Origin of the sequence: Methylibium sp. (assembly GCF_031393925.1) — a bacterium.
GTDB lineage: Bacteria > Pseudomonadota > Gammaproteobacteria > Burkholderiales > Burkholderiaceae_C > Methylibium.
The window spans coordinates 21,516-37,020 of record NZ_JANMWL010000252.1 but is presented as its reverse complement, the minus strand read 5'-3'; the positions used below and the strand labels follow the sequence as shown (position 1 = coordinate 37,020).

Annotated in this window: 18 protein-coding genes and 1 tRNA gene; 11 read left to right on the top strand and 8 right to left on the bottom strand. The window is 63.2% G+C overall.

Features of this window, described 5'->3' with window-relative positions; translation table 11 throughout:
• Positions 1–74 precede the first annotated feature (74 nt).
• Positions 75–638, top strand: a complete 564-nt coding sequence (locus RMO12_RS13475; protein WP_309639674.1) for a UbiX family flavin prenyltransferase — start codon at positions 75–77, stop codon at positions 636–638.
• A 16-nt stretch (positions 639–654) separates the two neighbouring features.
• On the opposite strand, the gene RMO12_RS13470 is transcribed toward RMO12_RS13475, so the two are convergent.
• A complete protein-coding gene (locus RMO12_RS13470; RefSeq protein ID WP_309626044.1) occupies positions 655–1,278 on the bottom strand; it encodes a lytic transglycosylase domain-containing protein in 624 nt (207 codons plus the stop codon).
• Complete coding sequence (locus tag RMO12_RS13465; protein WP_309639673.1) at positions 1,278–3,023, bottom strand: proline--tRNA ligase; 1,746 nt, start codon at positions 3,021–3,023, stop codon at positions 1,278–1,280. Before RMO12_RS13465 ends, RMO12_RS13470 begins: the two co-directional genes overlap by 1 nt.
• Positions 3,024–3,173: 150 nt before the next feature.
• Here RMO12_RS13465 and RMO12_RS13460 point away from each other — a divergent pair, with 150 nt between their 5' ends.
• Complete coding sequence (locus RMO12_RS13460; protein WP_309639672.1) at positions 3,174–3,764, top strand: RNA pyrophosphohydrolase; 591 nt, start codon at positions 3,174–3,176, stop codon at positions 3,762–3,764.
• An 83-nt stretch (positions 3,765–3,847) separates the two neighbouring features.
• Here the strand turns inward: RMO12_RS13460 and proB are convergent, their stop codons facing one another.
• The 4 genes from proB to rplU all read right to left on the bottom strand — a co-directional run bounded on the left by proB (position 3,848) and on the right by rplU (position 6,758).
• Complete coding sequence (proB, locus tag RMO12_RS13455) at positions 3,848–4,966, bottom strand: glutamate 5-kinase (RefSeq protein ID WP_309626041.1); 1,119 nt, start codon at positions 4,964–4,966, stop codon at positions 3,848–3,850.
• An 11-nt stretch (positions 4,967–4,977) separates the two neighbouring features.
• A complete protein-coding gene (gene cgtA, locus RMO12_RS13450; protein ID WP_309626054.1) occupies positions 4,978–6,078 on the bottom strand; it encodes an Obg family GTPase CgtA in 1,101 nt (366 codons plus the stop codon).
• A gap of 80 nt (positions 6,079–6,158) precedes the next feature.
• On the bottom strand, positions 6,159–6,416 hold the full coding sequence (gene rpmA / locus RMO12_RS13445) for a 50S ribosomal protein L27 (RefSeq protein WP_309626040.1): 258 nt from the start codon (positions 6,414–6,416) through the stop codon (positions 6,159–6,161).
• A 30-nt stretch (positions 6,417–6,446) separates the two neighbouring features.
• Positions 6,447–6,758: a 50S ribosomal protein L21 gene (rplU, locus tag RMO12_RS13440; RefSeq protein WP_309626039.1), complete on the bottom strand. Its 312-nt coding sequence runs from the start codon at positions 6,756–6,758 to the stop codon at positions 6,447–6,449.
• Between the two features lie 265 nt (positions 6,759–7,023).
• Here rplU and RMO12_RS13435 point away from each other — a divergent pair, with 265 nt between their 5' ends.
• The 9 genes from RMO12_RS13435 (at position 7,024) to RMO12_RS13395 (ending at position 14,061) form a co-directional block, all read left to right on the top strand.
• Complete coding sequence (locus RMO12_RS13435) at positions 7,024–7,965, top strand: polyprenyl synthetase family protein (RefSeq protein ID WP_309626038.1); 942 nt, start codon at positions 7,024–7,026, stop codon at positions 7,963–7,965.
• 37 nt (positions 7,966–8,002) lie between these two features.
• Positions 8,003–8,079 (top strand) — tRNA-Pro (locus tag RMO12_RS13430).
• 143 nt (positions 8,080–8,222) lie between these two features.
• Positions 8,223–9,935 carry a type IV-A pilus assembly ATPase PilB gene (gene pilB, locus RMO12_RS13425; RefSeq protein ID WP_309626037.1) on the top strand — a complete coding sequence of 571 codons (1,713 nt, stop codon included), beginning with the start codon at positions 8,223–8,225 and terminating at the stop codon, positions 9,933–9,935.
• Positions 9,936–9,970: 35 nt separating this feature from the next.
• Positions 9,971–11,197: a type II secretion system F family protein gene (locus RMO12_RS13420; protein ID WP_309626036.1), complete on the top strand. Its 1,227-nt coding sequence runs from the start codon at positions 9,971–9,973 to the stop codon at positions 11,195–11,197.
• Between the two features lie 12 nt (positions 11,198–11,209).
• A complete protein-coding gene (locus RMO12_RS13415; RefSeq protein ID WP_309639671.1) occupies positions 11,210–12,061 on the top strand; it encodes an A24 family peptidase in 852 nt (283 codons plus the stop codon).
• A gap of 16 nt (positions 12,062–12,077) precedes the next feature.
• On the top strand, positions 12,078–12,698 hold the full coding sequence (gene coaE / locus RMO12_RS13410) for a dephospho-CoA kinase (protein WP_309639670.1): 621 nt from the start codon (positions 12,078–12,080) through the stop codon (positions 12,696–12,698).
• 72 nt (positions 12,699–12,770) lie between these two features.
• Positions 12,771–13,526: a cell division protein ZapD gene (gene zapD, locus RMO12_RS13405; protein WP_309626033.1), complete on the top strand. Its 756-nt coding sequence runs from the start codon at positions 12,771–12,773 to the stop codon at positions 13,524–13,526.
• Complete coding sequence (locus RMO12_RS13400; protein WP_309639669.1) at positions 13,523–13,726, top strand: DNA gyrase inhibitor YacG; 204 nt, start codon at positions 13,523–13,525, stop codon at positions 13,724–13,726. Before zapD ends, RMO12_RS13400 begins: the two co-directional genes overlap by 4 nt.
• Positions 13,727–13,842: 116 nt before the next feature.
• Positions 13,843–14,061 (top strand): hypothetical protein, encoded by a 219-nt coding sequence (locus RMO12_RS13395; RefSeq protein WP_309639668.1) that lies wholly within the window; start codon positions 13,843–13,845, stop codon positions 14,059–14,061.
• A 93-nt stretch (positions 14,062–14,154) separates the two neighbouring features.
• On the opposite strand, the gene RMO12_RS13390 is transcribed toward RMO12_RS13395, so the two are convergent.
• Together RMO12_RS13390 and RMO12_RS13385 are read right to left on the bottom strand one after the other, a co-directional pair.
• A complete protein-coding gene (locus tag RMO12_RS13390) occupies positions 14,155–14,580 on the bottom strand; it encodes an NUDIX domain-containing protein (protein ID WP_309639667.1) in 426 nt (141 codons plus the stop codon).
• A complete protein-coding gene (locus RMO12_RS13385) occupies positions 14,573–15,466 on the bottom strand; it encodes an ATP-binding protein (RefSeq protein WP_309626030.1) in 894 nt (297 codons plus the stop codon). The genes RMO12_RS13390 and RMO12_RS13385 overlap by 8 nt, the downstream gene beginning before the upstream one ends.
• Positions 15,467–15,505: the final 39 nt, after the last annotated feature.

The window sequence follows — 15,505 nt, the reverse complement described above, 5'->3', positions numbered from 1 at the left end:
GACGCCTCTCCGTTCGCGTTGACCGCGCTGCTGGGGAGCGCGCGGCGCGCTTCGGCCGACCGGGCGGACACTGAGTGGCGCGGCGCCTCGTCGTCGGCATCACCGGCGCGACCGGCGCAATCTACGGCACGCGCCTGCTCCGTCGCGCGCGCGAACTCGGCGCCGAAACGCATCTGGTCGTCACCCCCGCGGGCGTGCTCAACGCGCACCATGAACTGGGGCTGGACCGACGGGCGCTCGACCGGCTGGCCGACCATAGCCACGCGCCGGGCGACGTAGGCGCCTGCATCGCGAGCGGCAGCTTCGCGACGGCGGCGATGGTGATCGCACCGTGCTCGATGAAGTCGCTGGCTGCGATCGCCCACGGCCTGGGCGACAACCTTCTCACGCGTGCCGCCGACGTGACGCTCAAGGAGCGTCGGCGCTTGCTGCTGCTGGTACGCGAGACGCCGCTGAACCTGGCGCACCTGCGCAACATGGTGGCGGCAACGGAGATGGGTGCAGTCGTGTTTCCGCCGTTGCCGGCGTTCTATCACCGGCCCGCGACAATCGACGAGTTGGTCGACGAGACGGTCGAGCGTGCGCTGGCCTTGCTCGGCTTCGACCTCGCCTCACCGAAGGCCTGGCCCGGCCTTTGAGCGACGCGCCGCGCGCTCAAGCTTTTTCCTGGTAGTCCCAGCGCTTCCTTGCGCCGAACACGGCGCTCGGATACTCGGCCCGGCCGCGGCTGCCGTTGTAGCGGCCCAGCGCGAGGAACAGGTCGCCGCGTTCACGGTCGAGGTAGTGACGCAGGATCACGCAGCCAAAGCGCAGGTTTGTCTGCAAGTGGAACAGGCGGCTCGCATCGCCATCGCCGATGCTGCGCGCCCAGAACGGCATCACCTGCATGTAGCCCCGCGCACCCGCTACGGAAACGGCGAACTTGCGAAAACCGCTTTCGACCTCGATCAGACCCAGCACGAGCGAGCTGTCCAGGCCTGCGCGGCGGCTCTCGTACCAGACCGTCTCGAGGAACTCGACGCGCGTGAGGTGCTCGGCGTTGCGCCTTAGCAGGCGCTGGCTCATCGCGCCGAGCCAGCGAAGGTAAGCCAACCGTTCCTCGATGTTGTTGAAGCCGGGGCGCGGTGGCCGGCCGTTGGAAACCGCGGACGACAGTGCGGTGCGCACCGCGTCAGCCAGCGGCTCCTCGAGCTGCCCGCCGGCCCGCGCCGAACCCGGCCCAAGACCGGCGAACAGCGCCAGGCCGGCCACCAGCATGTGACGACGACCCCTGCTCATCAAGACTGAAGACGAGCCCGCACCAGTGCCGCCACGTCGAGCAGTGCCGGCCTGCTGGGCTCGACTTCCTGGCGCCCTTGCAGCTCGACCCGGCCGTCCTTGAGCCCTCGCTCGGAGACAACGACGCGCAGCGGAATGCCGATCAGCTCCCAGTCAGCGAACATCGCACCGGGACGCTCGCCGCGGTCGTCGAGGATTACATCGACGCCGAGCGCCTGCAGCTCGTCATGCAATGCCTCGGCCGCGGCCCTCACGTCGGGGGAACGATCAAGGCCGATGGGACAGATGACGACTTCAAACGGTGCGATGGCGCGCGGCCACACGATGCCGCGCATGTCATGGCGCTGCTCGATGGCCGCACCGAGGATGCGCGTCACGCCGATGCCGTAGCAGCCCATCTCCATCAACTGCGGCTTGCCCTTCTCGTCGAGGTAGGTGGCGTTCATGGCCGCGCTGTACTTGGTGCCGAGAAAGAACACGTGGCCGACCTCGATACCGCGTTGAACGGCCAACACGCCGTGGCCATCGGGCGAGGGGTCGCCGGCTACGGCATTGCGGATGTCGGCCACCAGGTCCGGCTCGGGGAGGTCGCGACCCCAGTTGACACCGGTGCAGTGGAAGTCGGCGTCATTGGCACCGCATACGAAATCGCTCAAGTTGACAACCGTGCGCTCCGCAATCACCGTCATCGGCCGCGTCGGCCTCACAGGGCCGAGATAACCGGGCTTGCAGTTGAAGTGCGATTCGATTTCCGCCACCGTCGCGAAGCGAAAACCCGCCTCGAAGCCCGGTAGCTTGCCCACTTTAACTTCGTTGAGTTCATGGTCACCGCGCAGAAGCAAGAGCCATAGCTTCGTCCCGGCAATGTCGCCGCGCTCGCTCCTGGCATCGGTGGCGAGCACCAGCGATTTCACCGTCTGGGCGAGCGGCAGGCCCAGCAGCGCCGCGACATCCTCGCAGGTAGCCCGCCCCGGCGTCGGAATCTTGGCCATCGACTGCGTCGGTGCAGCGCGCGCTCCGAGCAATGGAACGCATTCAGCCAGCTCGATGTTGGCCGCATAGTTGCTGGTCGGGCTGTAAGCGATGACGTCCTCGCCGGTGTCGGCGATGACATGGAACTCGTGGGAGCGGTCCCCGCCGATGGCGCCGCTGTCGGCCGCCACGGCACGATAGGTCAGGCCGAAGCGGTCAAAGATGCTGCAGTACGCGGCATACATCGATTCGTAGCTCCTGGCAGCCGCCTGCGCGTCGCGATCGAACGAGTAAGCGTCCTTCATCGTGAACTCACGCGCGCGCATGAGCCCGAATCGCGGCCGCCGTTCATCGCGAAACTTGGTTTGGATGTGATAAAAATTCTTTGGCAGCTGCCGATAACTGCGCAACTCTTGGCGTGCGATGTCGGTGATGACCTCTTCGCTGGTCGGCTGAAGAAGGTAGTCGCGCTCGTGACGGTCCTTTAGGCGCAGCAACTCCGGTCCCATCTTGTCGAAGCGGCCGCTCTCTTGCCACAGCTCCGCAGGCTGCACCACCGGCATCAACAGCTCGACCGCGCCGACGCGGTTCATTTCCTCGCGAATGACGGCCTCGACCTTGCGAATCACGCGCAAGCCCATGGGCATGTAGCTGTAGATGCCAGCTCCCAGGCGCTTGATCAAGCCGGCCCGCATCATCAACTTGTGGCTGGTGATCTCGGCGTCGGCTGGCGCTTCTTTAAGGGTCGAGACAAAGAACTGCGAAGCTTTCATGGCGTGCGCAAGCAGTGTGAGAGGTGCAAGGAAGAGAGCGCGACCGGACTCGCGTCCTGCCGAACCAGCCAGCGCCCTAGGGCAGGCGCGGGGTTGCAAGGCCGAAGCCCGGTGCAATAATGAATTCAAGACTGAATTCGAGGATTCATTATGCTCGACCGTGAAGGCTTCAGGCCCAACGTCGGCATCGTTCTGCTCAACCAGCGGAACCAAGTGTTCTGGGGCAAGCGCATCCGCACGCACTCCTGGCAGTTTCCGCAGGGCGGCATCAAGTACGGCGAGACGCCCGAGCAGGCGATGTTCCGTGAGCTGCACGAAGAAGTCGGGCTGCACCCCGAGCATGTACGCATCGTCGCGCGCACGCGCGATTGGCTGCGCTACGAGGTCCCTGACCACTACATCCGTCGCGATGCGCGCGGTCACTATCGCGGGCAAAAGCAGATCTGGTTCCTACTCCAGCTGACCGGCCACGACAACGACATGAACTTGCGAGCTTGCGATCACCCGGAATTCGACGCCTGGCGCTGGAACGAGTACTGGGTTCCACTCGACGTGGTGATCGAGTTCAAGCGCGAGGTCTATCAGATGGCGTTGACTGAACTGGCGCGCTTTCTTCCGCGCGCCAATCACCACAACCGTTACCTGCGCTCGGGCATGCGCGCGCTGCGCCGAGAAGACGGGGAGCAACGGCTCGACGATTGCGACGCCCTCGCACCACCATTGCCCCCCGGCGTCGTTTGAGATCGCTCCGTTTGGTCTGTGGTGCACCGTCGATTCGAGTGGCGCAACGCGGCGCACCGGACTGTCAGTTCGACGTGCGCGATTCAGCTCAACACGAGGTTCGTGCGGTGAATCATCTCAGGCTCGTTGGTATAGCCGAGCAAACCTTCGATCTGCGATGACGGCTTGCGAGCTATGAGGCGCGCCTCGCTGCTGGCGTAGTTGGCCAGGCCGCGAGCCACTTCGCGACCTTCCGTCGACCGCACCGCGATCACGTCGCCGCGCGCGAACTCACCCTGCACTTCGATCATGCCGATCGGCAACAAACTCTTGCCTTCGTCGCGAACCTTCGCCACGGCGCCGGCGTCGACCACGACGGCACCACGCAGTTGCAGATGGTCGGCCATCCACTGCTTGCGAGCGGCGACCTTGGCGGTGCTGGCGGTCAGCAGCGTGCCGATCGCCTCACCGGCCGTCAAGCGAAGCAGCACGTCGGGCTCTCGGCCCGAGGCGATCACCGTCGAGGCACCACTGCGGGCGGCGCGCTTGGCTGCCAATACCTTGGTGATCATGCCGCCGCGACCCAGACTCGACCCCGTGCCGCCCGCCATGCGTTCGAGCGCCATATCGCCGGCATGAGCCTCATGGACAAACGGCGCTTGCGGGTCCCTGCGCGGATCCGCCTCGTAGAGGCCAGCCTGGTCCGTCAGAATGATCAGCAAGTCGGCCTCGACCAGATTGGCAACCAGCGCCGCAAGCGTGTCGTTGTCGCCAAACTTGATTTCGTCATTGACGACGGTGTCGTTTTCGTTGACGACCGGAATGACCTTGAGTGCAAGCAAGGTCAGCAAGGTCGAGCGTGCATTGAGGTAGCGCTCGCGGTCGGCCAAGTCCGCATGCGTGAGCAGCACCTGCGCACTTCCGATCGAATGTTCGGACAGCTTGCTCTCGTACATCTGCGCCAGACCCATCTGGCCGACCGCTGCCGCGGCTTGAAGCTCGTGAATCTCCTTGGGCCGCGTGCGCCAGCCAAGACGCTTCATGCCTTCAGCAATCGCGCCGCTCGACACCATGATGACTTCACGGCCCTGACCCGCCAACACCGCCAGCTGGCGGCACCAGTTGCCGATTGCAGCGGCATCGACACCGCGCCCCTCGTCGGTGACGAGACTCGATCCCACCTTGACGACGATGCGCCGGGCGTTGCGCAGCAACTCAACCATGGCCCCGCGCCTCAGCGGAAACGCGGATCGCCAGCCTGCGGCGCAAAGCCGGGCTCATCCGCGTCGATTTCGGCAAAACGCACGTCAGGATCGACGTGATGGGTCTGGAAACTCGCCACGTGCTGGTAGATCGCCTGGACCAAGTGCTCGCAGCCCTCGCGCGTGAGAGCCGAAATCTCGAACACCGGCCCTTTCCACCTGCAGCGCTTCACAAAATCCCTCACTCGCGCAGCCCGCTCGTCGACGGGCACCATGTCCAACTTGTTGAGGACGAGCCAGCGAGGTTTATCGAACAGCGCCGGGTCGTACTTCTTAAGTTCGGCGGCAATGGCCTTGGCCTGCACGACCGGGTCTGCATCATCGAACGGAGCCACATCGACCATGTGCAGCAACAAGCGCGTGCGCTGAAGGTGGCGCAAGAATCGGTGACCCAGACCGGCGCCCTCTGCGGCGCCTTCGATCAGGCCCGGCACATCGGCCACGACGAAACTCTGCTCGGGCCCCACTCGCACGACACCGAGGTTGGGGTGCAGCGTGGTGAAGGGGTAGTCGGCGATCTTCGGGCGCGCGTTCGAGATTGCCGATATCAGCGTCGACTTGCCAGCGTTGGGCATGCCGAGCAGTCCGACGTCGGCAAGCACACGGAGTTCGAGTTTGAGTTTTTTTTGCTCGCCGGGCCAGCCGGGCGTCTTTTGACGCGGCGCTCGGTTGGTACTCGTCTTGTAGTGGAGATTGCCAAAGCCGCCGTCACCCCCCTTGACCAGCAAGATCTTCTGGTCGGGTTCGAGCAGCTCAGCCAGGGGAGCGCCAGTTTCGGCGTCGATGACGATGGTTCCAACGGGCATGCGCAGCACGATGTCATCCGATGCGGCGCCGTACTGGTCTGAGCCTCGTCCATGCTCGCCGTGCCGCGCCTCGTGGCGACGCGCGAAGCGGAAGTCGACCAGCGTGTTCAGGTTGCGGTCGGCCATGGCGTACACGTGCCCTCCGCGTCCGCCGTTGCCGCCGTTGGGTCCGCCGAAAGGTATGAATTTCTCGCGACGAAAGCTCACGCAGCCGTTACCGCCATTACCCGCGGCGACGTCAATGTAGGCTTCGTCGACAAACTTCATGGGATGAGGAATCTTAGTGGACAAAAATCGCAACAAAAAAGCCCCGGCATGCCGGGGCTTCTAAGCAAGGCAATGCACCGTCAGGCAGCGCTGACGCTCACGGTGCGGCGGTTGCGCTCACCCTTCACCGCGAAGCTGACCTGCCCGTCGACCAACGCAAACAAGGTGTGATCCTTGCCTAAGCCGACGTTACTGCCCGGATGAAACTGCGTTCCGCGCTGGCGCACGATGATCGAGCCGGCCAAGATAGTCTGACCCCCAAACACCTTGACGCCCAACATCTTGGGCTGCGAATCGCGGCCGTTGCGGGTGGATCCACCACCTTTTTTCTGTGCCATTTTTGTCGCTCCTGCTCGAATGCCGGCGGGTCAACCGTTGATCGAGCCGATTTCCAGCTCGGTAAAATTTTGGCGGTGACCCTGTCGCTTTTGATAGTGTTTACGGCGCCGCATCTTAAAAATGCGCACCTTGTCGTGACGGCCCTGAGCCACCACCGTTACCTTGACGGTCGCACCGACCACCAAGGGAGTGCCGACTCTCAGGTCCGCGCCGTTGCCGACGGCGAGCACTTGGTCGATCACGATCTCTTGACCAACGTCCGCAGCAAGCTGCTCTACCTTGATCTTTTCGCCCGCAGCAACCTTGTATTGCTTGCCGCCGGTTTTTATGACCGCGTACATATCAGCCCCTTGCCTAGCTAGACTCAAAATAATGGCGCGCCGCGCAGTGGGCTCGCCAGTCGGTCCGCGGAGTTTCGCGAAGCCTAAGACTCTAACACACGGAGGCCACCGAATCCCTCGACGTCTGCATTGCCCGGCGGCTTGCGCAAGGCTCACAGCTTCCATTCCTATAATTGTCTCGCTCGTGCCTGATCGAGCGACCCATCCCGCCCCAGTGACTGATGTCTCTAATGCCGCTCGGTCGGCCCCATCCCCTGCTGACCTGATGGCCGCTGAGATGGTCGAGGTGGATGCGCTGATCCGCCGTCGCCTGGCGTCGCAGGTCGCCCTGATCAATCAGATCTCGCACTACATCATCAGCGCCGGTGGCAAGCGCGTACGGCCAATGTTGGTGCTGCTGTTTTCTCAGGCGCTGGGCTTTCGCGGCTCTGAGCGCTTCGAGCTTGCCGCCACGGTCGAGTTCATCCACACCGCAACCTTGCTACATGATGATGTCGTCGACGAGTCGCAACTTCGCCGCGGACGAGGCACTGCTAACGCGCGCTTCGGAAATGCGGCCAGTGTGTTGGTCGGCGATTTTTTGTATTCGCGCGCCTTTCAGATGATGGTGTCGGTAAATCGAATCCGCGTGCTCGAAGTCCTGGCCGACGCGACCAACGTAATCGCCGAAGGCGAGGTGCTGCAGTTGATGAACATGCACGACCCCGACCTCACCGTCGAGGATTACCTGCGCGTCATCCGCTTCAAAACAGCCAAGCTGTTCGAGGCAAGTGCGCGCCTCGGCGCGATGTTGGCGGAAGCGCCACCTGCCCTCGAAGCTGCATGCGCTGACTACGGCCGCGGCCTCGGAACCGCGTTTCAATTGATCGACGATCTGCTCGACTACGAAGGTGCGACCCTGGCGCTCGGAAAGAACGTGGGAGACGATCTGCGCGAAGGCAAGCCGACCCTGCCGCTGCTGGTCGCAATGGCCCGCGGCACGTCGGCGCAGCGCTCGCTCGTGCGTGCCGCCATCGAACATGGCGAGGTTGAGCGCTTGCCCGACATCATTCAGATCGTTCGGGACACCGGGGCACTGGAGGCCACTCGCGCCGCCGCTGGCGCCGAAATCCAGCAGGCCCGAACCAGCTTGGCGCTGCTGCCTGACTCTGAGCATCGCGAGGCGCTGCTATACTTGTGCGCTCAGCTGATGGAGCGCTCTTCGTAGCTTCCGGTTGAGTAGGCTGGCGCCCTGCCGGCCTCATCGGGGTGTAGCTTAGCCTGGTAGAGCGCTACGTTCGGGACGTAGAGGCCGGAGGTTCGAATCCTCTCACCCCGACCAAATTCTTCGTGTTGCCTTTGCTTACTGTGGTGTCTGCGCGGCAGGTCTGCGAATGGCATCGTCCGACGGCGCCGAGTTCGTTTACAGCATCTGATGAATAGACGATCATGGTCCGGTCGCCCTACATCTCCTGTCGATAGCCCGTGGATACCCTTGCCGATGCCCCGCAGAGTTCGTTGTCCGGCGTCGCGCGCGTCTTGGTGCATGCGGGCAAGCTCAGCACGAAGACGGCTGAAGATTTGGTCCGTGCCTCGAAAGAGCAGAAGCGCAGCTTCATTTCGGCCGTCTTGAGTGCTGGCGCAGTCAACCCTGCGGAGCTGGCGCACACGCTCTCCAGCGTGCTCGCCATGCCCTTGCTCGATTTGAGCGCGGTCGACCCGCAGCGGCTGCCGCGCAACGTGATCGACAACAAGCTGGCCAGCCAATACCAGGTCGTGGTGCTCGGCAAGCGCGGCAACCGCCTGTTCATCGCTGGTGCAGACCCAACCGACCAAGAAGCCGCCGAGAGGATCAAGTTTGCGACACAGTTGACGCCCGAGTGGGTCATTGTCGAACACGACAAGCTCATGACGCTCGTGGACGCGGCGTCTGCCAGCACGGGCGAAGCACTCGAGTCCCTGGTAGCCGGTGATTTCGAGTTCGACGTCACGGAAGAGGAAAGCCCCGAGACGCAAGACATCTCGACCGATGTCGAAGATGCGCCCGTCGTGCGTTTCTTGCAAAAAATGTTGATCGATGCAATTAACGCGCGCGCCTCCGACCTGCACTTCGAACCGTTCGAATACAACTATCGGGTGCGCTTTCGCGTGGATGGAGAGCTTCGCGAAATCACGCAGCCACCGATCGCCATCAAGGACAAGCTCGCTTCGCGCATCAAGGTCATTTCCCGGCTGGACATCTCCGAGAAACGCGTGCCGCAAGACGGTCGCATGAAGCTCAAGTTCGGCAACAAAGCGATCGACTTTCGCGTCAGCACATTGCCCACGCTGTTTGGCGAGAAGATCGTCATTCGTATCCTCGATCCGTCGAGTGCCAAGCTGGGAATCGAAGCACTTGGCTACGAGAAAATCGAGAAAGAGCGACTGATGACAGCCATCAAGCGCCCCTACGGAATGGTGTTGGTCACCGGTCCGACGGGTTCGGGCAAGACCGTGTCGCTCTACACGTGCCTGAACATTCTTAACCAGCCAGGGGTGAACATCTCGACTGTCGAGGATCCTGCCGAAATCAACCTGCCGGGGGTGAACCAAGTCAACGTGAATGACAAGGCTGGAATGAATTTTTCGGTCGCGTTGAAAGCTTTTCTCAGACAGGATCCCGACATCATCATGGTCGGTGAAATCCGCGACCTCGATACTGCCGACATTGCGCTCAAGGCAGCGCAGACCGGCCACCTGGTGATGAGCACCTTGCACACCAACGACGCTCCGACCACCCTCACGCGCCTGTTGAACATGGGTGTGGCGCCGTTCAACATTGCCTCGAGCGTGATCCTGATCACGGCGCAGCGTCTGGCGCGGCGCCTTTGCGAGAACTGCAAGGCCCCGGCCGACTACCCTCGCGAGGCAATGCTCAAGGCAGGTTTCGTCGAGGGCGATCTCGACGGCACGTGGAAGCCCTATCGAGCCGTCGGTTGCTCGACCTGCGGCAATGGCTACCGCGGCCGCGTCGGCCTCTACCAGGTGATGCCGATCAGCGAAGAGATTCAGCGCATCATCCTGTCGCAGGGCAACGCGGTCGACATCGCAAGACAGGCTGCACTCGAAGGCGTACGGGACCTGCGTCAATCGGGATTGATCAAGGTCAAGGCGGGTCAGACCACGCTTGAAGAAGTGATCTCGGTTACCAACGAATAAGCAAGCCAACCGCCGTCGGGGAGACGCAGGACATCATGGCCACAGCAGCAACCGCTTCAGCGCGCGACGTCAAGGAATTCGTCTTCGAGTGGGAAGGCAAGGACAAGAATGGCAAGGTCGTTCGCGGCGAGATACGAGCCGTTGGCGAAGCCGTCGTCAGTGCCAACCTTCGCCGCCAAGGCATCCTTGTCAACAAGGTCAAGAAGCGGCGTTTGCGGGGCGGCAGCTCGATCAAGCAAAGAGACATTGCGATCTTCACGCGCCAGATTGCGACGATGATGCGCGCCGGCGTCCCGCTGCTGCAGTCGTTCGACATCGTCGCGCGCGGAAGCACCAATCCCCGCGTCACGAAACTCCTCACCGACATTCGCACCGACATTGAAACCGGCACCAGTCTGTCCTCGGCGTTCAGAAAGCATCCGCTTTACTTCGACGCCTTGTATTGCAATCTCGTCGAGGCCGGCGAAGCAGCCGGCATTCTCGAGACGCTGCTCGAGCGCCTGGCCGTTTATCAGGAGAAGACGCTCGAAATCAAACGCAAGATCAAATCGGCACTGATCTACCCCGTGGCCGTGCTGGTCGTTGCGTTCGTCGTGGTTGCTGTGATCATGATCTTCGTAATTCCGGCCTTCGAGGAAGTGTTCGCGTCCTTCGGAGCGGACCTGCCGGCGCCGACCCTCTTTGTGATGGCCGTGTCGAAGATTTTTGTCAAATATTGGTGGTTGATTTTCGGTGTGATCGGCGGGAGCACGTATTTCTTCTTGGAGTCGTGGAGGCGCTCCGAGAAGATGCAGAAGACGATGGATCGTCTTTTGTTGAAGGTGCCGGTGTTCGGCAGCCTCATGTACAAGTCAGCGGTTGCGCGTTGGACCCGCACGCTGTCCACGATGTTCGCCGCCGGCGTTCCACTGGTGGAAGCGCTTGACTCGGTCGGCGGAGCCGCCGGCAATGCCGTCTTCGCCGAGGCGACGGAGCAAATCCAGAAAGACGTCTCCACTGGCACGGCGCTGACGACGGCTATGCAATCGTCCGGCATTTTTCCAGTGATGGTGCTGCAGATGTCAGCCATCGGCGAGGAGTCTGGCGCTCTTGATCACATGCTGGCCAAGGCGGCCGAGTTCTACGAGGCCGAAGTTGACGAGGCTGTGAAGGGACTGTCGAGCCTGCTCGAGCCGATCATCATCGTCGTGCTGGGTACCATCATCGGCGGCATCGTCATTTCCATGTACTTGCCGATCTTCAAACTCGGCCAAGTGGTCTGACGCGCGGCACCCATGTCGGCTGACTGGCTGGGCGCGCTGCTATCGCCCTGGATGCTGGCCATCCTAGGGTTGTGCATCGGCAGCTTCCTCAATGTCGTGATCCATCGACTGCCGCAAATGATGGAGCGGGCGTGGAAGCTCGAAGCGTCGGAGTTGTTGGGCAGCACAGCTCCTGAGTTGCCGGAAATCAGCCTGTCCAAACCCGGTTCGCGATGCCCGAAATGCGAAAATAAAATCCACTGGTACGAGAACATTCCGCTCGTCAGCTGGCTCGCGCTGCGTGGCCACTGCTCGGCGTGCAAGACGTCGATTTCAGTGCGCTATCCGCTGATCGAACTGGCAACCGGCGGGTTGTTCGCACTGGTTGCTTGGCGCTTCGGCCCTCACCTTCCTGTGCTCGCATGGTGCGCTTTCGTGGGGACCTTGCTCGCGTTGTCGGGCATTGACTGGGACACCACTTTGCTGCCGGACAGCCTGACGCTGCCGCTGCTCTGGGGTGGCTTGATTGCTGCTGCAATAGGCTGGACGATTCCACTCGACAGCGCCGTGTGGGGTGCGGTGTCCGGCTTCCTCACGCTGTGGGCGGTTTACTGGCTCTTCAAGCTGACGACCGGCAAGGAAGGCATGGGCGGCGGCGACTTCAAACTGCTCGCCGCACTCGGTGCGTGGCTGGGCTGGCAGATGCTTCTGCCGATCGTGCTCGGCGCATCGCTGATCGGTGCAGCGGTCGGCATCGCCATGAAACTTTCCGGCGCGCTGCGCGAAGGCCGCTACGTGCCTTTTGGGCCGTTTCTTGCCGGCGCCGGCTTGGTCGTCCTGTTTGCTGGTTCCGAGCGAGTGATGGGCTGGCTCGGCTGGGCCTGACCGGCCGGGCACCCTCATGGCGGCGCCGGCCCACCGAAGCGTGCGCATTGGCTTGACCGGTGGCATAGGCAGCGGCAAAAGCACGATTGCCGCGATCTTGCAAGCTCGCGGGGCGCAACTTATCGACACCGATGCGATCTCGCGCTCGCTGACCGCACGCGGCGGCGCGGCGATCGATACATTGCGAGCCCACTTCGGTGCCGCAGCGATAGACGCCCACGGTGCGCTCGACCGTCGCTGGATGCGCGAGCGGGCCTTCGCCAATGCTGGCGTCAAGCGCGACCTCGAGGCAGTGCTGCATCCGCTCATCGGGGCCCGCTGCGACGAGTTGGCCGCAGCGGCCGCCGGGCAGCCATGCATCGTGTTTGACGTGCCGCTGCTGGTCGAATCGCACCGCTGGCGCATGTTTGTGGACCGCGTGCTCGTCGTCGACTGTCCCCTCGAAGTTCAAATCGCGCGCGTCATGCGCCGTTCGCTTTGGCAACGCGAACAAGTGCAGAGCGTCATCGCCCAGCAGGCACCGCGGGCTGTTCGGCGAGCAGCCGCCGACGCCGTGATCGACAACCGCGTCGACGATCTGGCGGAGCTCCAGGCCAACCTCGAAGCGCTGTGGCGCCTTTGGCTTCCAAGCCCTTGAGCGCGCGGGGTTGATCACTCGCGGCCCTGTGGAACAATCGGTCGCGTTGCGCCTGCAGCGGGGGAAGCTGCCTTGATCCTGTACGAGTACCCATTCAACGAAAGCATCCGCACCATGCTGCGGCTCGAGCATCTTTTCGAGCGGCTTGCAGTGCTGGGCAGCCGTGAGGCGGCGATCGACCACCATTTCGCGATCGCAACGCTGTTCGAGATCATGGATGTCGCCTCGCGAGCCGACCTGAAGAGCGATTTGCTCAAGGATTTGGAACGTCACAAGGTCCAATTCGGGCACTACCGCGGCAACCCGTCAATTTCCGAGTCGACGCTTGAGCAGGTGATCGGTCGCATCGACGAGGCCTTTGCCTCGCTAAACCAACTCGCTGGCAAGGCCGGCCACGCACTCAACAGCAACGAGTGGCTAATGGCGATCCGCAGTCGCATCAGTATTCCGGGAGGTACGTGCGAATTCGACTTGCCGGCGTACTACGCCTGGCAACACGAGAGCGTGGCGCGCCGCCAGACAGACCTGAAACAGTGGATGTCGACGCTGCTGCCCTTGGCCGAAGCGTTGACGCTGCTGTTGGCGCTGTTGCGCGAGTCTGGCAGTGCGCACATGGTGGCTGCGCAGGGCGGCCAGTACCAACAGAGCCTCCAGGCCGGACGCAGCTACAGCTTGATGCGTGTCAGGCTCGACAGCAGCCTCGGGTTGGTCCCCGAGATCAGCGGTCATCGCCTCATGGCGTCGATTCGCCTCATGCGCCGCGACAGCGATGGCCGCCTGCGCCCGAGCGGAGAGGACGCCAGCTTCGAGCTGACGCTGTGCGCATGAGCGGGCCCGCGAGCACCTCCTCACGCACCGTTCGCTGCCCCGGTTGCGGCGGAGCGAGCGAGTTTTCTGCGGCCAACCCTGATCGACCGTTTTGCAGCGAGCGCTGCAAGATGGGGGATTTCGGCGCCTGGGCCAGCGAGAGCTACCGCGTCGGAGTGGAGCCGCCTGCTGAAGACACCGAGCCGCCGCCGCCTCATTGACACCACGAAGGGTCAGGATGAGCCGCCACCCCTAATTTCGAGGATGCGCCGATGAGCGACGAGTCCGAAACTATGGCTCCGGCGAATCTTGGTAATAACAGGTAGGGAGCAGCGATATGGCGCGTATGGTCGGTCCGGGGCAAAAGCCGCCGTCAGAGTCTTTCCCGCCCCCCGCGCGCGAAGCCGAGTCCGGCGCCGAAGCGCCGGGCGATCCCGGCTGGTTCGATTCGTCGTGGGAGCTGCGCCAAGGCCTGGATGTGGCCGAACTCGACGAGGTGCCAGCTGAATGGCCGAGCGTCTCGACGTCGTCACCTTCGTCCGCCCCGAAGGCTTGACCGCCGCTTCGCTAGCGACCGCCGGGCCGCCCCAAGGACGCTGAGCACCCCCTTTGGGGGGCAGGAAACGAATTGAACGTGGGGTGATTCACCTCAGGCGCCGTGCGTCGCGCCTTCGCAGCCGCACTCTTCTGCCAGCCAGCCCAGCACCGGCACCGCGCCGGGCAGCACCGGTCTGACCCCGACCGGCAGCGCCTCCCAGACGGCTGATTGACCTTCGCGCATTTCCAGGGCGCCGCTCCAGTCATGTACCTTGCAAAAGTGCAGCCGCACGAGCGCATGCGGGTAATCCACCAACGCGGTTTTCCAGGGCACAGCAGGACCGATGGTGATGCCGAGTTCTTCGTACAGCTCGCGACGCAGCGCCTGCTCGACTGTTTCGTTGGCCTCGAGCTTGCCGCCAGGAAACTCCCAGTAGCCTGCATAGACCTTGCCGTCGGGGCGCGACGTGAGCAAGAAACTGCCCCGCGAATCGAACAACACGCCCACGGCGACATCCACCGGCACGCGTTCAGACATCGTGCCGTCCTGCATAGTCGCGCGCGAACTGCCAGGCAACGCGTCCGGAGCGAGAGCCGCGCTCCAACGCCCACACCAAGGCCTCGGGGCGGGCCGCTTCGATGGCCGGCGCAGTCACGCCAAGCGCGCTCAACCATTGCAGGGCGATCGCCAGGTATTCGTCCTGGCTGAAGGGGTAGAAGCTGATCCAGAGCCCGAAACGCTCGGACAGCGATGTCTTCTCCTCGACCACCTCGCCAGGATGCACCTCGCCGTCCTCGGTATGGCGGTAGCCCAGGTTGTCCTTCATGTACTCCGGCAGGAGATGGCGACGGTTCGAGGTGGCCACGATCAGCACGTTGTCGCTCGCCTGCGCGACCGAACCATCGAGCATCGACTTGAGCGCCTTGTAGCCGGGCTCGCCTTCGTCGAAGCTGAGGTCGTCGCAAAAGACGATGAAGCGCTCCGGTCGCTCGGCCACGAGGTCCACAAGATCGGGCAGGTCGACCAGATCGTTTTTATCGACCTCGATCAACCGCAGTCCCTGCGCGGCGAATTCATTCAGACAAGCCTTTACCAGCGACGATTTTCCGGTGCCACGCGCACCGGTGAGCAACACGTTGTTGGCCGGGCGCGCGGCGATGAACTGCGCAATGTTACGCAGCAGTCGATCCTTTTGCGGCTCGACTTCTTTCAGCTCGGCCAGCCGGATCGTCGCCACGTGACGCACCGGCTCCAACCAGCCGCCGCCCAACACCGAAGCGCCGCGGCGACGGTAGCGAAACGCGATCGACGCCTGCCAGTCGGGCGCCGCCACGCGCAAGCGACCGGGTCCGGGTAGTAGTTGGTCCAGCCGCGACAAAAGCGCCTCGGCGCGGTGCAGCAGGCGCTGGAATTCCTCGTTCATGCAAGCCAGTGTAGGCGCCGGTGTCGGCCCGTCCGGCGC

Bases quoted from the DNA above. Each gene is read 5' to 3' on its own strand.
- RMO12_RS13460 (WP_309639672.1), top strand. From the start codon at position 3,174: ATGCTCGACCGTGAAGGCTTCAGGCCCAACGTCGGCATCGTTCTGCTC.
- rplU (WP_309626039.1), bottom strand. From the start codon at position 6,758: ATGTACGCGGTCATAAAAACCGGCGGCAAGCAATACAAGGTTGCTGCG.
- RMO12_RS13435 (WP_309626038.1), top strand. From the start codon at position 7,024: ATGGCCGCTGAGATGGTCGAGGTGGATGCGCTGATCCGCCGTCGCCTG.
- RMO12_RS13385 (WP_309626030.1), bottom strand. From the start codon at position 15,466: ATGAACGAGGAATTCCAGCGCCTGCTGCACCGCGCCGAGGCGCTTTTG.
- rpmA (WP_309626040.1), bottom strand. From the start codon at position 6,416: ATGGCACAGAAAAAAGGTGGTGGATCCACCCGCAACGGCCGCGATTCG.
- RMO12_RS13465 (WP_309639673.1), bottom strand. From the start codon at position 3,023: ATGAAAGCTTCGCAGTTCTTTGTCTCGACCCTTAAAGAAGCGCCAGCC.
- RMO12_RS13395 (WP_309639668.1), top strand. From the start codon at position 13,843: ATGGCGCGTATGGTCGGTCCGGGGCAAAAGCCGCCGTCAGAGTCTTTC.
- RMO12_RS13470 (WP_309626044.1), bottom strand. From the start codon at position 1,278: ATGAGCAGGGGTCGTCGTCACATGCTGGTGGCCGGCCTGGCGCTGTTC.
- RMO12_RS13420 (WP_309626036.1), top strand. From the start codon at position 9,971: ATGGCCACAGCAGCAACCGCTTCAGCGCGCGACGTCAAGGAATTCGTC.
- RMO12_RS13390 (WP_309639667.1), bottom strand. From the start codon at position 14,580: ATGTCTGAACGCGTGCCGGTGGATGTCGCCGTGGGCGTGTTGTTCGAT.
- coaE (WP_309639670.1), top strand. From the start codon at position 12,078: ATGGCGGCGCCGGCCCACCGAAGCGTGCGCATTGGCTTGACCGGTGGC.
- cgtA (WP_309626054.1), bottom strand. From the start codon at position 6,078: ATGAAGTTTGTCGACGAAGCCTACATTGACGTCGCCGCGGGTAATGGC.
- RMO12_RS13415 (WP_309639671.1), top strand. From the start codon at position 11,210: ATGTCGGCTGACTGGCTGGGCGCGCTGCTATCGCCCTGGATGCTGGCC.
- RMO12_RS13400 (WP_309639669.1), top strand. From the start codon at position 13,523: ATGAGCGGGCCCGCGAGCACCTCCTCACGCACCGTTCGCTGCCCCGGT.
- proB (WP_309626041.1), bottom strand. From the start codon at position 4,966: ATGGTTGAGTTGCTGCGCAACGCCCGGCGCATCGTCGTCAAGGTGGGA.